This is a genomic window from Glaciecola sp. 2405UD65-10 (genome assembly GCF_048820975.1).
GTDB lineage: Bacteria > Pseudomonadota > Gammaproteobacteria > Enterobacterales > Alteromonadaceae > Glaciecola.
Map to the genome: position 1 here is coordinate 638,198 of NZ_JBMEUF010000002.1, position 21,235 is coordinate 659,432.

At 42.0% G+C, this 21,235-nt stretch carries 18 protein-coding genes and 1 riboswitch; of the genes, 12 read left to right on the top strand and 6 right to left on the bottom strand.

The window, feature by feature from the left end:
* Positions 1 to 57 precede the first annotated feature (57 nt).
* From ACOI22_RS14895 to ACOI22_RS14905, 3 genes are all read right to left on the bottom strand, one after another.
* Positions 58 to 1,833, bottom strand: a complete 1,776-nt coding sequence (locus tag ACOI22_RS14895) for an Ig-like domain-containing protein (protein WP_420672912.1) — start codon at positions 1,831 to 1,833, stop codon at positions 58 to 60.
* A gap of 81 nt (positions 1,834 to 1,914) precedes the next feature.
* On the bottom strand, positions 1,915 to 5,658 hold the full coding sequence (locus ACOI22_RS14900) for a TonB-dependent receptor domain-containing protein (RefSeq protein WP_420672913.1): 3,744 nt from the start codon (positions 5,656 to 5,658) through the stop codon (positions 1,915 to 1,917).
* Positions 5,659 to 5,721: 63 nt separating this feature from the next.
* Entirely contained in the window at positions 5,722 to 6,894 is a 1,173-nt protein-coding gene (locus ACOI22_RS14905) for a mandelate racemase/muconate lactonizing enzyme family protein (protein ID WP_420672914.1), read from the bottom strand.
* Positions 6,895 to 7,127: 233 nt separating this feature from the next.
* Positions 7,128 to 7,233: riboswitch (TPP riboswitch) on the top strand.
* A gap of 67 nt (positions 7,234 to 7,300) precedes the next feature.
* On the opposite strand from ACOI22_RS14905, the gene thiD reads away from it, so the two are divergent.
* The 12 genes from thiD (at position 7,301) to ACOI22_RS14965 (ending at position 17,909) form a co-directional block, all read left to right on the top strand.
* Positions 7,301 to 8,131: a bifunctional hydroxymethylpyrimidine kinase/phosphomethylpyrimidine kinase gene (thiD, locus tag ACOI22_RS14910; RefSeq protein WP_420672915.1), complete on the top strand. Its 831-nt coding sequence runs from the start codon at positions 7,301 to 7,303 to the stop codon at positions 8,129 to 8,131.
* 3 nt (positions 8,132 to 8,134) lie between these two features.
* Positions 8,135 to 9,154 carry an FAD-dependent oxidoreductase gene (locus tag ACOI22_RS14915; protein WP_420672916.1) on the top strand — a complete coding sequence of 340 codons (1,020 nt, stop codon included), beginning with the start codon at positions 8,135 to 8,137 and terminating at the stop codon, positions 9,152 to 9,154.
* On the top strand, positions 9,130 to 9,351 hold the full coding sequence (thiS, locus tag ACOI22_RS14920; protein WP_420672917.1) for a sulfur carrier protein ThiS: 222 nt from the start codon (positions 9,130 to 9,132) through the stop codon (positions 9,349 to 9,351). The genes ACOI22_RS14915 and thiS overlap by 25 nt, the downstream gene beginning before the upstream one ends.
* A 2-nt stretch (positions 9,352 to 9,353) precedes the next feature.
* A complete protein-coding gene (locus ACOI22_RS14925; RefSeq protein WP_420672918.1) occupies positions 9,354 to 10,127 on the top strand; it encodes a thiazole synthase in 774 nt (257 codons plus the stop codon).
* A 26-nt stretch (positions 10,128 to 10,153) separates the two neighbouring features.
* A complete protein-coding gene (locus ACOI22_RS14930) occupies positions 10,154 to 10,774 on the top strand; it encodes a thiamine phosphate synthase (RefSeq protein WP_420672919.1) in 621 nt (206 codons plus the stop codon).
* Entirely contained in the window at positions 10,771 to 11,781 is a 1,011-nt protein-coding gene (locus ACOI22_RS14935; RefSeq protein WP_420672920.1) for a HesA/MoeB/ThiF family protein, read from the top strand. Before ACOI22_RS14930 ends, ACOI22_RS14935 begins: the two co-directional genes overlap by 4 nt.
* A 52-nt stretch (positions 11,782 to 11,833) precedes the next feature.
* Positions 11,834 to 12,532, top strand: a complete 699-nt coding sequence (gene tenA, locus ACOI22_RS14940) for a thiaminase II (RefSeq protein WP_420672921.1) — start codon at positions 11,834 to 11,836, stop codon at positions 12,530 to 12,532.
* 7 nt (positions 12,533 to 12,539) lie between these two features.
* The gene (locus ACOI22_RS14945) at positions 12,540 to 13,985 is read left to right on the top strand and encodes a sodium:solute symporter family transporter (RefSeq protein WP_420672922.1); all 1,446 of its coding nucleotides are present in this window, start codon (positions 12,540 to 12,542) and stop codon (positions 13,983 to 13,985) included.
* Positions 13,986 to 14,088: 103 nt separating this feature from the next.
* On the top strand, positions 14,089 to 15,066 hold the full coding sequence (locus tag ACOI22_RS14950) for a DUF1852 domain-containing protein (RefSeq protein ID WP_420672923.1): 978 nt from the start codon (positions 14,089 to 14,091) through the stop codon (positions 15,064 to 15,066).
* A gap of 60 nt (positions 15,067 to 15,126) precedes the next feature.
* On the top strand, positions 15,127 to 16,182 hold the full coding sequence (locus tag ACOI22_RS14955) for a methionine synthase (protein WP_420672924.1): 1,056 nt from the start codon (positions 15,127 to 15,129) through the stop codon (positions 16,180 to 16,182).
* A gap of 58 nt (positions 16,183 to 16,240) precedes the next feature.
* Positions 16,241 to 17,125 (top strand): LysR family transcriptional regulator, encoded by an 885-nt coding sequence (locus ACOI22_RS14960; protein WP_420672925.1) that lies wholly within the window; start codon positions 16,241 to 16,243, stop codon positions 17,123 to 17,125.
* 13 nt (positions 17,126 to 17,138) lie between these two features.
* Positions 17,139 to 17,909 carry a ThuA domain-containing protein gene (locus tag ACOI22_RS14965; protein ID WP_420672926.1) on the top strand — a complete coding sequence of 257 codons (771 nt, stop codon included), beginning with the start codon at positions 17,139 to 17,141 and terminating at the stop codon, positions 17,907 to 17,909.
* 77 nt (positions 17,910 to 17,986) lie between these two features.
* Here ACOI22_RS14965 and ACOI22_RS14970 read toward each other — a convergent pair whose 3' ends face one another.
* The 3 genes from ACOI22_RS14970 to ACOI22_RS14980 all read right to left on the bottom strand — a co-directional run bounded on the left by ACOI22_RS14970 (position 17,987) and on the right by ACOI22_RS14980 (position 21,229).
* Positions 17,987 to 19,186: a dipeptidase gene (locus ACOI22_RS14970; protein WP_420672927.1), complete on the bottom strand. Its 1,200-nt coding sequence runs from the start codon at positions 19,184 to 19,186 to the stop codon at positions 17,987 to 17,989.
* Positions 19,187 to 19,364: 178 nt separating this feature from the next.
* Positions 19,365 to 20,213, bottom strand: coding sequence for a hypothetical protein (locus ACOI22_RS14975; RefSeq protein ID WP_420672928.1), 849 nt, complete (start codon positions 20,211 to 20,213; stop codon positions 19,365 to 19,367).
* 203 nt (positions 20,214 to 20,416) lie between these two features.
* Entirely contained in the window at positions 20,417 to 21,229 is an 813-nt protein-coding gene (locus tag ACOI22_RS14980; RefSeq protein ID WP_420672929.1) for a thioredoxin family protein, read from the bottom strand.
* Positions 21,230 to 21,235: the final 6 nt, after the last annotated feature.

A 21,235-nucleotide genomic window follows, 5' to 3' on the forward strand; every position in this document is an offset into this window, starting at 1 on the left:
ACTCCTTAATAAAAAGCCACCTTTAAGAAGATGGCTTTGTGCTTCTATTAAATCTGCTTAGTTGGTTTTCACAACACCATATTCATCAAGTATGATTTTATCACCTTCATCTAAACCATATACTTCAAAGAATATAAACACATCGGTACTTTGATCCCAAATAGCAGGCACTTCCCAGTAATCAGTTGTGCCATCCTCTACCGTAAATTCAACGTATTGCCACTCTGTGGTCGCTTTCAAGGTAGATTCCATTATGACCGCGCCTGGTCGTGTGGTGTTAAAATTGCGAGAAGCAGGCATGCCAACATAAGTCCACGCTAGCGCTGTATGCTTTAGGGTTATTTCATTACTAGGGACTTTATCAAGTTTGACCCATATAGACGGTTTATGCTGCAAGCCTATTGAAACGGCTCCTAATCCATAGGTAGAACTGTGCCAGTTGCGTTGCTTGTTAAACACTTGTTGCACAATACTGGTAAATTCATCGACGCCTGCTGTAATTTCAATGGCCGAGCCCGACAACGCTTCATTTACAGTTGCTACAGCGCCACCACTGGCTGCCCCTGGAGGCCCTAGACGCCAAGGTGCACCAGCACCATCCATATTAAAATCAGTATTAAAACCGGCGTTGTGAGCTGATGTACCCGGGTTACACAATCTATTTTCAGCAACTTCGACCATTATATTTTGACTCGCGACATTCTCTAGTGCTGTACTTCCTGTTTCGCCTGATGCTAAAGACACACTCGCGTCAAATGTAAATCCAACTTTGCTCAAATCGCCAAGATTAAAGCGCCCCGTCCCTAACTCTCCATAATTAATAGCTTCCTCTAACGGAAAGTCTACGCTATTGCTTGATGTCCATTCGTATACATAGTTACCGCTTAGAGCGTCTCCAGCAGCTGGAGCGGGAATAACCTCTAACCCCACTGACACACATGAAGGCACTACTTTTTTCCCCGTAGGCAGGCCATTAGGGTCAAAGTCTTTGTTCGCAATATCCAAGGTGAATTCAGAAAACACTTCAACATCCGTTGTGATAGATAACTCAGGGTTGCTGACACTGGTCACCGTTACGCTAGTTGCGCCTAACGCTACAGGCGTAATTGTTCCATCACTATCAATGGTCGCTATACTTTCATCGGCAATTTCAAAGGTTAAGGCTTTGTCACATGCTTTTTCCGGTAAAACAGAGGCAAACAACACGGCTTCAGAGTCAATTGATACTCTAACAGGTGCTGCGGTAACATCTTGAACGTCGTCAAATATTGCATCTATAGTCAAGGTTAGTGTACGCCGAGGAGGCAGTGTACCTGGCTCAAGAGGGAAGCCATTATCAATGGCAAAATCAATTTCGTAAGTGACTTGAGACGGGAAATCAGGGATACCATCAGGTATTGCATTGCCATTTTCGTCTCGTCCCCCTCTTACATCCCTTGTGTTACAGGTACTTAAGTAGTCAGAAAACGCATCAGTATTTACCAACAAGTTACCGTTTTCTACGGTAAATGGTGAAATAGTCTGATTGGGAATGTCACCAGTTGCTGGCGCTTGTGGCGTCAAATAGTTTTTGTTTACAGTAAAGGTCATATCTGAAATATTAACGCTGCCAGTATACGGCGCGCCATCTACCGTGCCGCCCTGCCTTAGATCTATTGCTATTACGCCTGTTTCTTCAACTACTGATGCTGTTAATGCAGGCTCTGAGAATACAAGCTGAGCACCCGTTTCAAAACCTGGGTCATAGCCTTCATCAGTGCCGCCACCACATCCGCCGAACAAGGGCGCAATGCAAAGAGTTAATAGTGTGTTCTTTAGTAAGTGTTTAGTCATCTTACTTCTCCAAAATCCAGTTAATTTTGGCTAGGCGCTAAGCACCTAACCATTTTTCAAATTATTTATCGCACTAATTTCTTAGAAAGTGCCTCGAATGCCCATCCGGAATTGACGACCAGATTTGTAAACAGACACTGTTCTGTCTCGAGTCACATTGCCGTCAAAAATACTTCCTTCATCTAAGGTCACACGAAGATCATCAGGATTAGTAAAATCGGTTGTATTTGATGCGGTTAAGAAATTACGACGTGTTTCGTCAGTTAAATTCAGCGCATTGAAGGTTAAGGTGAAGTTCTTATTTATTTTGTAACTGGCACTGAAATCTAAGCGATTACTTGATTCTTGCCATATCGCTCCTGGCGCTACATCACCTATTAACTGCTCACCGGTATATCTGTTTGCCAAGCGCATTTGTATTCCATCTTTCTCCCAGAATAAGGTCGCGTTACCAGAATGCTGCGGCGTATAAGCGGCAGGTAGCCCCTTACTAAAGGTGCCCGTAGTACCAATTTCTTGTTGGTCTCTTTGTGAATCTTGATAGGTATAGTTAACACTAAGGCCCAAACCAGAAAGCTGACCAGGTAAAAAATCATAGTTTTGCGTATAGCCAAATTCCAAACCAGTAATAGTTTGGCCTCTTCCGTTTCTTACTTGACGTATGTTCGCTACGTCACACTCAACAACCCATCTATCAAAGAAACCGGCTGCTTGTCGGAACGGCATGCAGTTATCTTCATCACCCGGTGTTCTATTTGGATCGAAATCCAATAGTAAGTTCGCATCAGCTAATACTGCGTCGGTTCTAACATCTTTGTAGTGATAAGGCACCGTTACTGTTTCAACAAAATTTTTCATGTCTTTATGAAATAATGCAACTGAAAGCAAACTCGACTCGTTAAAATACCATTCATAAGAAAAATCAACATTGTTTGACGTTAAATTTTCAAGAAGCGCGTTCCCAGCAGTACCTGTAGATGCATTAAACTGATTTTCTCTGACATTATTCGCTGGGTTTAAGTTATCAAACGGAGGGCGCGTCATTGTTTTAGTGAAAGCTAAACGCATAATTGTGTCGTCGTTTAAGGCATAATTTAACGATAAACTAGGTAACCACATTTCAAGTTTGTTTGAGCCGCTAGAAATAGCTTCTCTTGGTAACCTAGCGGCTTCTCCTAATGGTCCGGTAAATGCGGTGCTTCTATCTAACCAAGGCCATATTGCGCCATTTGCTCTAAACGTTGCCCAATTACCTAGTGTGGTATTCACTAAGTTGCCATTTTGATCATAAATTTGTGAAGGTAGCTGGTTGCTCGTAACAATATTTCCATTCGCATCAACATACAGTAAACGGTTGACGTCAATTCCTTGTGCGCCTCCTTCTCCTATTAATACAGGGTTTCCATCAGCATCAATGGGGATAGTATTGTTATCAGCAATATTGTAAGCATGCGTTACTTGCCAAGCCCAACAGTCTCTTAATTGATCGTCATTTGCTGGCGTATAACGGGTATCGACACCCGGCACAGCGGCTGGACAAGGTGCTTGGCTCACATCTGCAAGATTACGATTAACGATTAAATCATAAGGGTCAACTAATTGCGGGAAAGCTACAAATTGAATACCGCCGGTGCCCGCCGATGCATTTTCGTCGCGAACAAAACGAAGACCAAGGTTACCGGTAAGCTTGCCATCCATAAATTCAAAATTTGCTTTAAAGTATGCCGAAACTGTTTCAGTAGAGATCTCTCGGCTACCTGCGGTTGAACGCTTTACGCCAACATCTTCGGCAGGCTTTCCTGCTACCAGTTCAAGGGCTCGCAAAGCATCAATTTGTGCCCATCCACCAAACAAGGGGTGTGAACGATTTGCATCTATATCTTCGCCGAAATTATCATACGGGAAAGCTTCGCCAGATAGGAAGTCAGCAACACGTATACTGGAAAAAATACTAGATTGCGGGTCTGCGTCTGGGTCGCTGAAATCTACCAATCCATTGCCATTCGTAATATTGTTGTTTTGTACATTTACAACCCTATCTCTATTCGACCACTTAGCACCAAATTCAAATGATGTAAGATGTTCATAGTCTAAAGCGTAGTCAAAATTTACGAACAATGATTTGTTTTCGTCAGTCATTTCATTTTGGCGAAAATTGATCCCACCAAGGTGCATAGCACTCACATCAAATGGATTAAAACGACTAGTAACCGAGTTTACGGTTCCGTCAAATGCATCAAACTCAGCATTGGTCATTCCCGTAAAGTAATCACAGTTAGCCAATGAGCCCTGACTGCAATCATAACCAACCAATTCAAGGATTTCGCTAGGCTGCCCTTCAACAATTTGACGGCCCGTTGTTCCCCAAGTTGCTGTACTGATAGATAACCAACGTTCCGGATCTTTGGGTCCAGGAGTTTCATCCGTACTTTTTGAATATCCTGCGAGCACATTCATTTGTAAATTATCGGTAAAGCTATGTTCAATATCTAAGGTCGCCACATTTGTTTCTAAATCACGGCGCCCTTGTACCCTATTCCAACCACCCGAATTAGAACGGCTGGTTGACGTAACTAAAGTATTGGTTCTTAAATCAACAACGTTAAGCGCTGTATTGTCGTCATCAGGGTGAATAAGAATCGATGGGGACATATTGAAATTCAACGATTGATTATCAACCAGTATTTCTTGTGCTGTATGCGTTATATCTAATTGAATTTCTGTTTTGTCACTAGGTCTCCATTGAAGCCCTGTAGACAAGGAAGTTCGTTTGCGCTGATCTGTATTTAAGCCAAAGTTCATACCATCACGTGCTAGCACATTTAGCTCACCCTCAACCAAACGCTGAGTTGATTCGTCTAAATCCATCAGGTCACTTATAGGATTAAGAATTGGATTACCGCTGTCATCCAATATTAGATTTCCTGTGCCATCTCGTTGAAAGCCTTGTACCCGAATAGGTGCACCAGTAGCGAGGTCGGTGGCAGTTCTTATCCCCCTACCTTGATCTAAATCTAGATCACTAATAGGTAAAGTACCTTGCTCCCAATTAGTATTTATTCTGTCAGTGCGCGTGTTTTGGATATCATGTGAAGCTGTAAAAATTATGCCAAATGAATCATCGAAAAATTTATCTGAAATGCTTACATTTGCACGCCAATCGTTGTCATCTGCAAATTCGTTATAGCGTCCTTCTACCGTAAAGCTACGGCGAGGTTTATTTAAGCTCAACGGACGCAAGGTTTTTAGGTTAACATTAGCCCCTAATGAACCTTCATCCTGGTCAGCAGCGGCTGTTTTCACCACATCAATTGACGATAAAATATCAGCAGAAAAAGAACTTAAATCAACACTGTTATTCGCCGTACCATTTCCACCTGCAGCGCCATCAGATAAGCCTCCTGTTAGCGCAATACCATTGATTGAAATTTGGTTTTGTCCAGGCCCCGCACCACGCACTGAAATACGAGTACCTTCACCAGCCTCTTCTTGTACCGATACGCCTGTAATTCTAGATAGCGCATCAGCTATGTTTTGGTCTGTTGATTTTCCAACATCTTCAGCATGGATAGAATCTGTCACTGCGTCATTAAAACGTTTAGAGTTTATCGCTTTTAACACACTTCCTCTAAAGCCACTTACTTCTATTACTTCAACGGCTTCCTCATCATTTATCGTGTCAGCTTGCTCAACAGCCGTTTTATTGCTGTCTTTTAATTGCTTTTTTTTATCTTCGTTATCAACTTCTTGTGCTGCTGCTGATACGCAAAAAAGTGATGCTAAAACTACCGCCGAAACAGCATTTAACTTAAAATTTTTCTTCATGTGGTTTCTCCACGTTTTTGTGTTGTGTGTTATTTATATTAATTAGTATTTTTAGCGAGTAATTTAATGTTTAGGTTCGCCAGCCATAGTGGTTTCGGTCTGCGATACCACGTAATCTTTCATTTTAGTTTGGTTAATTTCAACACCTAAACCTGGTGAAGTTGGCACCACCGCTTGACCATTTTCGACTTTCACTTCAGTTTTATAGATATTGTCTCGAAGAGGGTTTTCAGTGCGATCGTATTCAAGGTAAAGCGTTTGCGTTTCTGACCGTCCTGGCTCTGGATATGCTGTGGCTAAAAAATGCGTTGCTGCGGCTAAGTTAAGTTGTGTACCCCAAACATGGGGAATCATATTAAGGCCTTTTGCTGAAGCAATAGCTCTGATTTTTAATGCTTCGCTAGGTCCACCACAATAGGCCAAATCAGCCTGTACCAACTGCACACCACCGGCATCAATTAAGCGCTGAAAACCATAACGTGTTTGTTCGCACTCTCCAGTGGCAATGGCAATATTCGCTTTGCTATGTAATTTGGCAAAAAGATTAGGATGCTCAGGTGATAAGGGCTCTTCAAACCATGCGTAGTTGTTTTCATCAAGCACTTTGGCAATATGAATTGCTTCAGGTAAATCGTATGCATGGTTGGAATCTGCGGCGAGTACTGTGTGAGGTAGTGCTTTACGAAGGCCAGTGATCAGTTTCTTATCAAACTCAATATTTTTGCCCACTTTAATCTTCATTGCTTTGAAACCTTGGTTGGCATAACCAACACCTTCTTCAATCAAGGCTTTTAATAATTGTTCTTCTGGCAAATCTTGGTAATACATACCGGTAGCGTAACAAGGAACTAAAGATTTAACCGCGCCCCCCATCAACTGACTAACGCTTTGTTTAAGAAATTTACCTTTTACATCCCACAATGCCATGTCAATACCTGACATAGCCGCCATCATTACACCCGATCGTGAAAAATCTAATGAAGACCGCCACATATGATGCCAAATAGCCTCTGTTCCAGTTGCGTCCATTCCAAGTATTTTAGGTGCGTAAAATTTCTCTACAGCAGTTTGAATAATTTCAGCAGGACCGTAACATTCGCCCCATCCAGTAAGGCCGTTCTCGGTGTTAACTTCTACCAGTAACACATTGCGTTGATCATAAAACCATTGAGAAAACCCAAACGGGTTTTCAAGGTGACATCTAAGATGGTAGGTTTTTACACTCTTAATTTTCATATTGCTTCACACCTAGTGAATGACATTACAGTCATTGTTTCGTTTAAACCTAGCCTTGGACAAAAACTACATACTAAAGATATAAACATCATATGTATTAAATATAAACATATGATGTTTATATTGCAATATTTTTATTTGTTTTTTGTAAAATACTTGTAAATTGTGGCTGGTTTATAAATTGATGTGCAGCTTATTTGACTACTCAAATGAAGTTCTCTATTCTTTATGGCATTAGTCCGTCGGGGTGCTTAAATTTATTTAGGCTGAGAGATCGCAGATCAACCCGGTGAACCTGATCCGAATAATATCGGCGTAGGGAACGGACACGATATTATGCATTCCTTCGCTTGTATCTTCTCGTGCACTATTGCCCTATGTCGCTTAATAAAATTAAGTGATAATAATGCCAAATTTTTCTAATAAACCGCCAATTGCATTAACCATTGCGGGCTCTGACAGCGGCGGCGGCGCCGGTATTCAAGCCGATCTGAAAGCATTTTCTGCTAATGGTGTTTACGGGGCCAGCGTAATAACGGCCGTCACCGCTCAAAATACAACTAGCCTCAGCCATGTGCATGCGGTACCCATTGATGTGGTAACAGCACAAATATTGGCGGTGCTTAATGATCTTGATGTGCGCGCAATTAAAATTGGAATGTTATTTTCAGCCGAATTAATTATTGCTGTAGCGCAAGCGCTGAAAGACTTCACAGGAAGTATTGTACTTGATCCTGTAATGGTATCTAAATCTGGCAACGCCTTATTACAGCCTGACGCGGTAGCTGCTTTAAAAGAAGTACTCATTCCGCGCGCAGATATAGTTACCCCTAATTATCCAGAAGCAATGGTTCTATTGGGTTTACCAAGTAATACGCATATAAAACAAGAAGATTTGTCTTCATTCGCCCATGATCTGCTTACACTAGGCGCAAAAAATATCTTATTAAAAGGTGGCCATGGCACGGATACCACATGCACTGACGTATTGCTTGGGCTTGATGTACCTGAGCCAATAAACCTGACTTCAACACGCGTACCAACTAAAAACACTCATGGTACGGGTTGCACCTACTCCTCAAGCATTGCGGCTTACTTGGCAAATGGAAGCACCATGGCTGAGGCTGTAAGTTTGTCTCACAATTATTTGCACAACGCTATTTTATGCGCAGACCAACTTGACGTAGGCCATGGCCATGGGCCTGTTCACCACTTTTATCACTGGTGGAAACAATAATTTATGATGAACGCATACCGCAGTGTAAGCATAGTAGGCGCTGGTGTTGCAGGGCTTTGCATAGCAACTGAGCTTGTAAAAAGAGGCATTATGCCCAGCATTTTTGAGCAACAAAGCGAGCCTGGCCCAGCTTCATGCTCATGGTGGGCAGGTGGCATGCTAGCGCCCTATTGTGAAGGTGAAAGCGCTGAAGATGCCGTAGTGTATCATGGTAAAAAAGCGGCTAGTTGGTGGCAACAGAATACCGGATTAGTAACGCAAAAAGGTACCTTGGTACTAGCGCTGAATCGTGACCAGTCAGAACTACGGCGCTTCGCAAAACGCACCGAAGCATACGAAGTATTAGATGCAGCCAAAATTACAAATTTAGAACCTGATTTAGACGAGCGCTTTTCACAAGGCCTGCTTTATAATAACGAAGCTCACTTGGCCCCTCGCGAGTGCTTGCAAGCGCTAAAAACCTCATTGGTTAACAAGGGCGTTCAGTTCACTTACCAAAAAGCAGATCTCAAGGCTTTTAACAAAGATACGCTTGTAATTGATTGCAGAGGTATTAAAGCCAAACCTGATACCCCCAATTTACGCGGAGTAAAAGGCGAAATGCTCATTTTGCGGTGCACAAGTTTACATTTAACCCGGCCAATCCGTTTATTGCACCCGCGTATTCCCCTATACATTGTACCGCGCGGCGATGGTATATACATGCTTGGCGCTACCATGATTGAAAGCAGCGCTAAACAGCAAGCTACCGTTCGTTCTGTAATGGAGTTACTCAATGCCGCTTATGCGCTTAACCCCGCTTTTGGTGAAGCTGAGATATTAGAAATTGGCGTAGATAGCCGCCCCGCATTTAGCGATAACCTTCCTAAAATTAGTCATCAAGGGCAAGTTATTCGTGCCAATGGCCTATATCGCCATGGTTTTTTACTTGCCCCTATGCTAGCAACTATGCTGGCCGACTATATTCATCTAGGCACCAAGCCCCAATGGCTTACAACATGCAAACAAGAGCTAAGCACATGAAAAAAATACAAGTAAACAGTGAATCAGTAACATGTCATTCTGATTCTCTTGCTGATTTGTTAGAGGAAAAAGGATACTCGAATGCCACCGTGGCAACCGCCGTTAACGGATGCTTTGTTGCCCAACAAAATAGGTACAACAAGCTTATAGAAGAAGGGGATCGAATTGAGATTCTTGCCCCCATGCAAGGAGGTTAAGCGTGAAGAAATTTTACGATGTAAGCCTTAATAATCCTTTTATGCTTGGTACTTCACAGTATCCATCTCCGGCTATTCTTGCTGAAGCATTTAAGCGAAGCCAGGCCAGTGTTGCTACCGTTTCTTTACGGCGAGAAGCCAGTGACAACAAAGCCGGTCAGGATTTTTGGCAGTTAATTCAAAAGTTAAATGTTCACATATTACCAAATACAGCAGGTTGTCATACGGTTAAAGAGGCGGTTACCACTGCCCATATGGCGCGTGAAATATTTAATACTCGGTGGATTAAACTTGAGGTGATTGGTGAAGAAGATACCTTGCAACCCGATGTTTTTCGCTTAGTGGAAGCGGCTCGTATTCTAAACGAGGAAGGGTTTCAGGTATTTCCATATACCACAGAAGATTTAGTGGTAGCAGATAGGCTGATTGATGCTGGTTGCAGGGTTCTCATGCCTTGGGGAGCACCTATTGGCTCAGGAATGGGTTTAAATAATGTGTTTGGGCTACGCGCTTTACGCGCCCATTATCCTGATATTCCACTTGTGATAGATGCCGGCCTAGGCCTTCCTAGCCAGGCAACTCAAGCAATGGAGCTTGGCATGGACGCTATATTGTTAAACACAGCCGTGTCTAAAGCCGGTGACCCAGCAATGATGGCAGAGGCTTTTTCATTAGCCATTCAGGCGGGCCAGCTAGCGAATACAGCAGATCCTATGCAGGTGCGCGATATGGCATCACCCTCTACGCCGGTTTTAGGCAAAGCTTTTTTAGATTAACGAAATCTATTGATACGGAATTAAATATGCAACTACCTTGTTTTTACCCTATTTTCGACAGTAGTGAATGGCTAGCACGGCTAGTACCGCTAGGCATTAAGTTGGTTCAACTGCGCATTAAAGATTGCAGTGAAGAGGTACTTAGATCTGAAATCATAGAAGCAATGAAAATTTGTGATCAATATAATTGCACATTGGTTGTGAATGACTATTGGCAACTTGCCATTGAACTAGGCTGCAAGTGGGTACATTTGGGCCAAGAAGATTTAGAAGCGGCAAATGTAGCTGAAATTAAAAAAGCCGGGTTAAAACTCGGTATAAGCACACATGATGAAACCGAGCTGCAAATAGCCCTGCAGCAACAACCTGATTACATTGCCCTAGGGCCTGTGTATCCCACTATTCTGAAAAAAATGAAATGGCACGAACAAGGCTTAGATAAAGTTAGTGAATGGAAGCAAAAAATAGGCACAATCCCTTTAGTTGCTATTGGCGGCATGTCGGTAACCAGAGCGCCTGGCGCATTTGACGCAGGCGCTGATATTGTTTCAGCGGTAACCGATATTACTCTTCATGAACATCCAGAAGAAAGAGTTAAACAATGGATAGAAGCATGTAATACAGCGAATAGAGTAGCAAATACATGAGCCGATATGCGCGCCAAATCAGCTTAGCGGATGTTGGCACTAATGGGCAAACACAACTGGAAAAGGCACATATTTTGGTGGTGGGTGCTGGCGGTTTAGGCAGTGCGGCCTTGCCCTATTTAGTGGGCGCAGGCCTTGGCCGCCTAACATTGGTTGACGGCGACAAAGTGTCATTATCTAACTTACATCGGCAAGTACTATACAAAGAAGCGGATATAAACAAAGCGAAAGTAGAATGCGCGTTAGGCCATCTTCACGGTATAAATAAGCACGCTGTAATAGAAACTCACAACTTTCATCTTACGCCAAAGAACGTTGCACAGATGTGTAATAAAGTGGATGTAGTGCTTGACTGCGCTGACAACTTTGCCGTGAGTTATACATTATCTGATTATTGTTTGAGTAACTCTATTCCTTTGGTGTCGGCGTCTGCCCTTGGGTTTACCGGGTACATTGGTGGATTTTGCCATCAAAGCCCATCACTGCGCGCCGTATTTCCCGAACTTCCTGAACATGCCCCAAATTGTTCTTCAGCAGGTGTAATGGGCCCGGTTGTGGGAACCCTAGGCTGTATGCAAGCGCAATTTGCTTTAAACATTTTATTAAAATTGCAGCCCTCCCCGCTTGGGCAATTATTAAATATCGATTTGCGCAACTTAACTCAAACTTCGTTTCGCTTTGATGACGCCCCCGAGCCCAATATTGATGATTCTTTGCGTTTCGTTGATGCAAGCGATATCAATCAGGAAGATTGGGTAGTGGATTTAAGAACGCATTCGAACAATATTAGCGCCAAAGGCATTGATACAAAGCCAAAGGTTCACTATGCGACTCTTGATGATTTTGCACAGCACAAACTCAGCCCTAAGACGAAACAACACGCAATTATTGCCTGTAAAACTGGCTTAACAGCATGGCGCGCGGCGCGCATGTTACAACAATATTGGCAGGGAAATATTTCCTTAGTTGCCATGGGCGAAGCCCCTTTAAATGGCCCTAAACATTAATACACTACCCATTTAATTATTATTCAAGCACATACAATAAAAGGATGTAATCATGACACAGCAAATACCTAATTATGGCAAAGCGTTTTCAATGTTACGCGCAGGATGCGAAACAAAGTGGGAAGCCTATATTGCACACGACTTTGTAAGCGAATTAGGCAAAGGCGCGTTACCTCAAGCGAGTTTTCTGCACTATATGGTGCAAGATTACGTTTATCTTGTTCATTATGCCCGCGCATGGGCTTTAGGCGTGGTTAAAGCTGAATCAATAGAAGAAATGCGTTTATGCGCGGCCACCGTTGACTCGCTAATCAACAAAGAGTTTTCTTTGCATATTCAAACCTGCGCCGCTCAGGGTATTGAAGAAAAATCTTTGTACACCGCAAGCGAAGAGTTAGAAACCATTGCGTATACACGCTACGTGCTTGATGCCGGCTTGCAGGGCGACTTCCTTGACCTACTTCTAGCGCTTGCTCCTTGCGCTTTTGGCTATGGTGAAATAGGCATACGATTAAAAGACCAAGTCTATTCAGGCCACCCCTATGAGAAATGGATAAACACATATGCAGGCGAAGACTTTCAAAATGTATGTATCAGTGTAGGAAACTTGCTAGATATGGCAATTGCTAGCCGAGTTGGCGATGCGCCCCATGAAAGCCCTCGCTGGCCAAAAATGCAAGCACGCTTTACTAAAGCCGCAGAGCTTGAAGCTAACTTTTGGAGCATGGGCTTAAGAGCCGGCAAGCAATAGGCGAAATATGATTTCTTTTTTAACCGCATTAAGTTGGCTAGTTTTCTTTGGTGCTTTGTTTGCTCTAGTAGGATTTTTATTTGCTTATCGAACGAAAGACGGATTAGATGATTTTATAGTGGCACGCAATAGCCAAACCAGCCAAGCCACTTTTTATACCCTAGTGGCTACTAGCATGGGAACGTGGATATTGTTTGGTCCGGCAGAATCTGCTACTTGGGGGGGTATAGGAGCTATATTGGGTTATGCCTTAGGTTCATTACTGCCCAATTTATTAATGATCCCTTTGGGCGCAAGAATTCGAAAAATCATGCCAAACGGCCACACCTTAACTGAATTTGTGAATGCTCGATATGGTACAAGCGTGTACTTATTTGTTCTATTTATTATGCTGTTTTATTTATTTATTGGGTTAACGGCGGGGCTCACGGGCATAGCGCAAATGGTAGCAATATTGGCCCCTGTACCTTTGTGGCTTACTGCCTCAATTGTGACGTTTTTTACTTTGCTTTACACCTTATATGGTGGGCTTAAAGTTTCAATATTTACCGACCGCATTCAAATGTTAGTAATTTTACCTTTTATACTGTTAATACTCGTTCTTGGATGGCAAGCTAGCGATGGTTTTACACCTGCATTAAACGGTTTGCAAAACCAAGCTCCTCATTTACTTAATCCTTTTGACAGTAACGGAATGCAAACCGGCATTACTTTCTTTTTGGCGGTGTGCTTAACAGGCTTGTTTTACCAAGGTACGTGGCAACGTATATTTGCGGCGAAAAATAACAAAGCTATTCGCAATGGCTTTATTTTTAGCGGCCTCGCAAGCTTTCCAATTATATTTGCTTTAGGCTTATTTGGTTTGGCCTTTGTTGGTTTATCGCTGCCTGGGGCTGGCTCTACTGCGTTGTTTAGTGTGATATTAGTTGATGCACCTTACTGGCTATTAATTGGCATGATCTTTTTTGGCCTTGCGCTTATTATGAGTAGCGCCGACTCAACAATGAGTGCATTGCAAAGCCTATTCATAGTTGACCTATACAGAATTCTGCCGTCAATCAAACAACAGCGCTTACGACTTGTTTCCTGTATTTTGCTGGTAGTTACCTCAATAATCGCTACATTTATTGCCTCTCAAGGCTACAGCATATTGTATTTGTTCTTACTCGCAGATTTACTTTGCTGTGCAGCCGCATTTCCTATTTTTTACGGTTTTTACAATAGCCAATACCAAAGCTACCAAGCCCTGCTGAGTATAATTGGTGGCTTAGTTGCGGGTTTGTATTATTTCCCTATGCCGGGTGAGCCCGTGGAAAACTTGTTTGAATCGTTCCTATTAGCGACCTTTGTACCCATTGTAATTTCTTTATTCGTGATGTTGCTACCCTCAAAGCAAGCCTTTGATTTTGAACAGTTAGCATTAAAAGTGAAAAAGCTGAAGTCTAATTTATGATTAAACTTCATGAATGAATGAATTTAAATCAATATTTTTCATGTAAGTACTGGCGTATAAATCACATTATTGTTTAACTTATAATATGTGGAAGCCAGTACTTATGAACAGTAGCCCCACCTTTAGCATTACCAAAACGCGCTTAAACGAAGACTACCGCCCCGCTAATAATACGCGTATAACAACTAACTTTGCGAATCTTGCTAGGGGAAGTAGCCGTAAGCAAAATTTGCGCAATACGCTTAAAATGATTAACAGCCGCTTTAATGCATTGGCTTATTGGGACAACCCAAAAGGTGAGCGCTATTGCGTAGAACTTGAAATTATTTCAGTTGATATGACTATTGCGAATAACGCACAACGTTTTCCATCAATAGAGATTCTGAAAACCAATATTATAGATACTAATAGCCAAACGTGTATTGAAGGGATTGTAGGGAATAACTTCTCTTCCTATGTTCGAGACTACGATTTTAGCGTATTGCTGCGCGAACATAACCAAAATAAACCCCAATTTACCGTTCCTCGCAATTTTGGAGACTTACACGGAAAACTGTTTAAGAGCTTCGTTATTTCTAATGCTTATAAACAACACTTTAAAAAACTTCCCGTTATTTGTTTAAGTGTTTCTGACACAAAAACCTACCTCCGTACGGGGAATCAGCACCCCTTATTGGGCTATGAATATCAAGCGAATGAATCTTCATTAACTGAACAATATTTTAAAAAAATGGGCTTGCAGGTGCGTTACTTCATGCCACCTGAAAGTGTTGCGCCGTTGTCATTCTTTTTCTTTGGCGATTTACTTAATGACTATAGCAACTTAGAACTCATTAGCACCATTGCCACAATGGAAACATTTCAAAAAATTTATCGGCCCGAAATATATAATGCGAATGCTGCTGCAGGGAATCATTATCAACCTAAATTGAAAAATAAAGACCACTCCGTAACCCAAATTGTTTATGACCGACACGAGCGAAATAGCTTAGCAATAGAACAGGGGAAATTTGCTGAGGAGCATTTTATAAAGCCTTATCAAGCGGTGCTAGAACAGTGGACTTCAAACGTAGCACTTTAACGAACCCATTTAATAAAAAGCGCTTTAATAACCAACAAATTTACATTGAGAACACTGTATATGAACACATTATTACCTACCTCGTCTGCAGGCAGCCTACCAAAACCAGTTTGGCTAGCACAGCCCGAAGCACTATGGTCACCTTGGAAATTGGAAGGCCAAGCATTAATTGACGGCAAACATGATGCCTTAAGAATTTCATTGCACGAGCAACTGCAAGCAGGCATCGACATAGTGAGTGACGGCGAGCAAACTCGCCAGCACTTTGTTACCACCTTTATTGAGCACTTAAACGGCGTTGACTTTGAAACACGCAAAACCGTAAAAATTCGTGATCGATACGACGCAAGTGTGCCTACCGTTGTTGGCCCTGTTTCTCGTCAAAAGCCTGTATTTGTAGAAGATGCTAAGCGATTGCGCGCGCAAACAAGCAAGCCTATAAAATGGGCACTGCCTGGTCCCATGACTATGGTAGATACACTATTTGATAATCATTATAAAAGCCGAGAAAAGCTAGCGTGGGAATTTGCGACAATTTTGAATCAAGAAGCCAAAGAACTAGAAGCTGCCGGTGTTGATATTATTCAGTTTGATGAACCTGCTTTTAATGTATTTTTTGATGACGTTAATGCATGGGGCATTGCCTGCTTGGAGCGCGCAATAGAGGGCCTTCAATGTGAAACCGCCGTACATATTTGTTACGGCTATGGCATTAAAGCCAATACTGATTGGAAACAAAGCTTAGGCTCTGAGTGGCGACAATACGAAGAAACCTTCCCTAAGTTGCAAAAATCCAATATCGATATCATTTCATTGGAGTGCCATAACTCGCACGTACCTATTGAATTACTTGAGCTTATTCGCGGTAAAAAAGTAATGGTGGGCGCTATTGATGTGGCGAATAATACAATTGAAACACCAGAAGAGGTGGCCAACACCCTGCGCCAAGCACTTAAATACGTAGATGCTGACAAGCTCTATCCGTGCACAAACTGCGGAATGGCACCTTTAGCGCGCGACACTGCAAGAGATAAACTACGCGCCCTGAGCGCTGGCGCTGCAATTGTTCGTAAAGAATTGTTAACTGAGCACTTAAAAGCAAACAAAGTACTATAAAGTGCTATAGTTTTATTAATAACAAGCTGCTTATGGTAGCTATAACTTAGGTCAGTAAATGTTAGACAGAATACATTTGGAAATACTTTCAGCCATAAAGGAACATGGCACATTGACTAAGGCGGCCGAGTCTCTACATTTATCACAGTCGGCGTTAAGCCACAGTATTAAAAAGCTTGAAAGTCAGCTTGCTACTGAAATATGGAAAAAAGACGGCCGCACCTTACGCCTAACCGCCGCAGGCGAAAAAATACAAACCCTTGCGAATAGAGTGCTGCCACAATTTGCACACACTGAATTATTAATTAAGCAAATTGCCAAAGGCGAGTTGGGCTCTCTTAGAATTGGCATGGAGTGTCACCCCTGCTACCAATGGCTGCTTCGTGTTATTCAGCCTTATTTGGTGCAATGGCCCAGCATTGATATGGACGTTAAACAAGAGTTTCAATTTGGCGCATTAGGTGCGCTGCTAAGCTACGAAATAGATGTGCTTATTACACCCGACCCACTCTTTAAGCCTAAAATAGAATATATTCCAGTGTTTGATTACGAGCATAGACTTGTAGTGGCTAGTTCACATCCCCTTGCCAAACAAGATTTTGTGAAGCCTGAACAACTTCGCGATGAAGTGTTGTTCAGCTATCCTGTTGAGCCCATGCGTTTAGATATATTTAGCCAATTTCTAAACCCCGCAAAGTGTTCGGTAAAGCGCCATAAAAATATAGAAACAACCGAAATTATGTTACAAATGGTAGCTGCTGGGCGCGGCATATGCGCCTTACCTGGTTGGCTGGTAGATGAATACTCAAAATCAATGCCCATAAAAAGCCTTCGATTTGGCGTAAACGGCATTGCGAAGCAAATATTTGTAGGTGTACGTAAACACGAACGTGATATTGAATACCTGAATGATTTTATTGAGCAGGCAAAAAAAACAAAATAACAAGGATGACGAAATGCGAATAATCAAGAAGTTAATAGCCAGTTTCTGTTTAGTACTGGTTTGCCAAACCCCTATATTAGCGGCACAGTTTAAGGTGTTGTTATTTACTAAAACTGTGGGGTGGCATCACGAATCTATTCATGATGCGGTAACCGCAATGCGCGGTTTATCGAAGAAGCATGATTTTGATTTACAATGGCACGAAGATGCCACTCGCTTTAATGATCAGTTCTTAAGTCAATTTGACGCAATTGTGTTTATAAACACCACCGGCAATATATTTACTGAAGAACAACAATCCGCTTTTCAACGCTTTATACAGTCGGGTAAAGGCTTCGTTGGCGTACATTCAGCATCTGACACCGAATACGATTGGGAATGGTATGGTAAGTTAGTGGGTCATTACTTTCAGATTCACCCCCTAAACCAAACCGCTATGTTACAAAAAATTGATAACGCATTCCCAGGTATGCAATCATTTCGCGAACGCCACTTATGGACCGATGAGTTTTATAACTTCCAGCCCGCCAACATAGGCTCCCTAAACTATATACTTACAATTGATGAAAGTACTTACGCACCTAAGGCTGACTGGGGTGGCGGTAATAAGTCTGAGGGCATGGGAGAGTTTCATCCAATGGCTTGGTATCATGAATATGACGGCGGGCGCTCATTTTATACCGCTTTAGGCCATTTGCCCGCAATTTACTATGACCAAGCATTTCTAGACCATTTGTACGGTGGCATATACTGGGCAGCAACCGGCAAAGGAATTGAGAAGTAAGCCTTAGGAGTTTAGCAGCCTAATTTTTGCTTAAGGTGCGCAATATTTATTAAACATTGCGCACCTGATTATTTTAATTAGTGCTCAAGCGCATATGCTTCGTTTGCTTTCCAAACGCGCATAAAGTTACCACTTAGAATTTTAACGATATCACTTTCGCTATAACCTCTATTTAGCAAGCCTTGAATCAAATTCGGGTACGTTGATACGTCTTTTAAATCAGTGGGTAAAGAGTCACCTACGCCGTCGTAGTCAGAACCAATGCCTACGTGGTCTATACCAATAAGCTCAACAACATGATCTATATGGTCTAGCACGCTATCTAAATCTGCGTAGGGCAATGGGTTTGCTTTACTATAATTGGCTCTGAAATTTTTAAACTCTTCACTATCGGTACCGAACTTCTCACCCACTTCTTTTTGCGCTTTACCGCGTTTATAGCTCCAAACGTTGGCTTGTTTGGTCACAAAGGTAGAACCAAAGTTAATTTGGATTACGCCACCGTTTTCACCTAGGGCTTTGATCATTTCATCATCCATATTGCGCTCAAACTCAGGAGTGAATGCGCGTAAAGATGAGTGTGAAGCAATCACAGGCGTTTGGCTAATCTCTATAGCTTGATAAAAAGCCGCATCTGACACATGAGAAATATCAATCATAATCCCTAAGTTGTTCATTTCTTTCACTAGCTCTTTACCAAAAGGGCTAAGGCCTTTCCACTTTCGGCGTAAGTCGTAAGACGAATCTGAAATGTGATTGGCTTGCGAGTGAGCAAGCGTGATGTATCTAATTCCGCGCTCATAGAAGTGTTGCAGGTTTGCTAAATCACCCTGAATAGGCGAGCCATTTTCCATACCCAAGGGCAGGCTAATCAGCCCTTGTTTAAATTGCTGTTCAACATCTTTAGTGCTATGAGCTACCGCAAATTTATTAGGGGCACGGCCTACTATGGCTTCTACATAGTCAATAAGCTTGTCGGCTAGTTTAGTAGCCGCACTTGAGTTATCTAAACTGGCTGGAATATAAATCGACATAAACGGGGCATTTAGGCCGCCTTGTTTTGCGCGAGGGTAGTCAAAATCGCCCCCCTCTGTGGCTTCAGTCACATCTACCCACTTTTCTTCTAAGCGGTACGGCACGTCAATATGAGAGTCAATAATAATATTATTTTGGGCAAGGGATTTTGCTTTATCAGACGGTGTTATCGCTAACGCGCTAGCTGATAATAAAGTTGCCGACATGAGTAAGGCAAAAAAATGAGGTTTGGTGCTAAGCATAATAGTCTCCCGCTATTTTAGGTTATGGATCCTTTGAAATACCAGTGTATAGCTTAAGGGAGTAAAGTAAAGCCGACCCCATAAAACAAGGCATATCTATCTTCTTTCAGTAAATAGCATGCCTAAAATGATGCAAATAGTAAGTCGGGCTTTTTAAAAGACTATTGTGCGAGAGTATTTAACGCTTTCTGAACATTACTACCAAGCCAGTAATAAACAGTGACAATATATAAGGAGCGGGGACGTCAACCGCCTCTACACTTACTATAGCATCACCCAAATACGATACTGATTCTTGATAGCTTTCGTAAAAACCGTTCGAATCATAATTATACGTACTTATAGTTACCCCTTCAGACACTGTTACATATTGTCCATTATGAGCGAGTAATGCTTCATTAACACCTAATGCATCCAAACCAATGTAATCAACTTCACTTTGAGGCCTATCTAAATTTAAAAATATGTTCATGAAGTAAATAAAACTACCTGTAGATACAGAGCCATCTTGGTTATTAGTGACAAAATCACCCGTTGAAACAAAAGAAAAGTAAAGATCACTATAATAATCTGTTATTCCGCTATTTACGTCGGTTCGTGCTTCGTTAATTGCCCACAACTCTTGGTAAGCATTTAATACGTCATAATTAGCTGGGTTAAATAATGCGAATAAACCACTCGTAACATTGGTTGGAGCTAAAGCTGACCGCACATCGGTATAAATTGCTCGCTGCCAAGATTGTGAACTATTAGCAGATGCATAGCTGTCACTTTCAATAACAACAGCACGATTGTTTGCAGTATTTGGATTAAATGTAACAGAGCCGCTTATAGGGCCTGGCGCGCGAGCTAGTGCTATTTGCTCAAAAGAAGATTCGTTTGCACCGGTAGAATCACTATAATAACTACTTTCAATTTTGTCGTAGTAACTGCCATCAATACTAATGACGGCTGCAAAAGATGATGATGTAAAGGCAGATAAAAGAACGCTAAGTAGTGCTATTTTGTTTAACAGTGTGGTTTTCAAGAAATACTCCATAATGAAAGCCTAGTAAGACATGTTTAGTTTCAAAATAATTTACAGCAAAAATTGCGCCACTTGCAAGCCATTGTTAATTATAAGTTTTAACTTCATTGTTAATTTGGTGTAAAAATAATTGACACTTTAAAACGGCAACTACATTACCTTCACAAGCTCAAATCGCCTTTTCGCACTAGCTTTGTTTAGCCCTATTCCCAAGAAAAAGGAGGATAAGTCGGTAATTCTAATTGGCTGAGCTGTTCTGTTCGAGCACGCTCACGCAAAGCTTGTAAATCTTTTTGTAAAGCCATACGAAATTTTCGGACTTCTCCCCATTGGTCAAAAAACACTTGGTTGGCTTCTTGGGTTTCATCTTCTTTAATCATATTAGGTACAAGCACTGCGTATGCTCGTGTTAAGCGTTGCGCTTGGAATTTCGAAAACGCCTGCAGCTGATTTCTCGCTTCGCGAGTCATTTTTTGTTCATTGTTAATAGTCTGCTGTACTATATCAGCAGGGCTGTTTTTAGCGCTATAGCGGCTAAAGTATGCAAGATAGTCACTAAGTGCAAGGCTATCGGCACTGCCCCATATTGACATATCACTGGCATTCAATAAGGTTTCGGTTTTAGGATCAATGATCATGACCGTTGGTGTAGCAAAGTAATGCGGCTGCGAAAAACGCTCAGTAATAGCTCTTAAATCTTTGAAGTAGCCCACATCAACATAAACGACTTCGTAATGCGCATTGGTAATTGCTAACATTTCGGGGGTAGCAAAATTACTCGCTAACCCTCTTGAGTCATGACACCACTGGGCCCCCATCACCAATAGTAAGCGCTTATTGTTACTCAGTGCTTTATTTAATCCATTTTGTACATCTTGCATAGGATTAGCAGATTCAACATACACCATGGGGGAGCTTTTATGATGTTCGCTGGCACAGGCTGACAACAAAATTACGGTAGCCACAATAAGCCAATAATGAATTTTTTTAGCAATAAGCTGAATATGAGTGTGCATTATTAC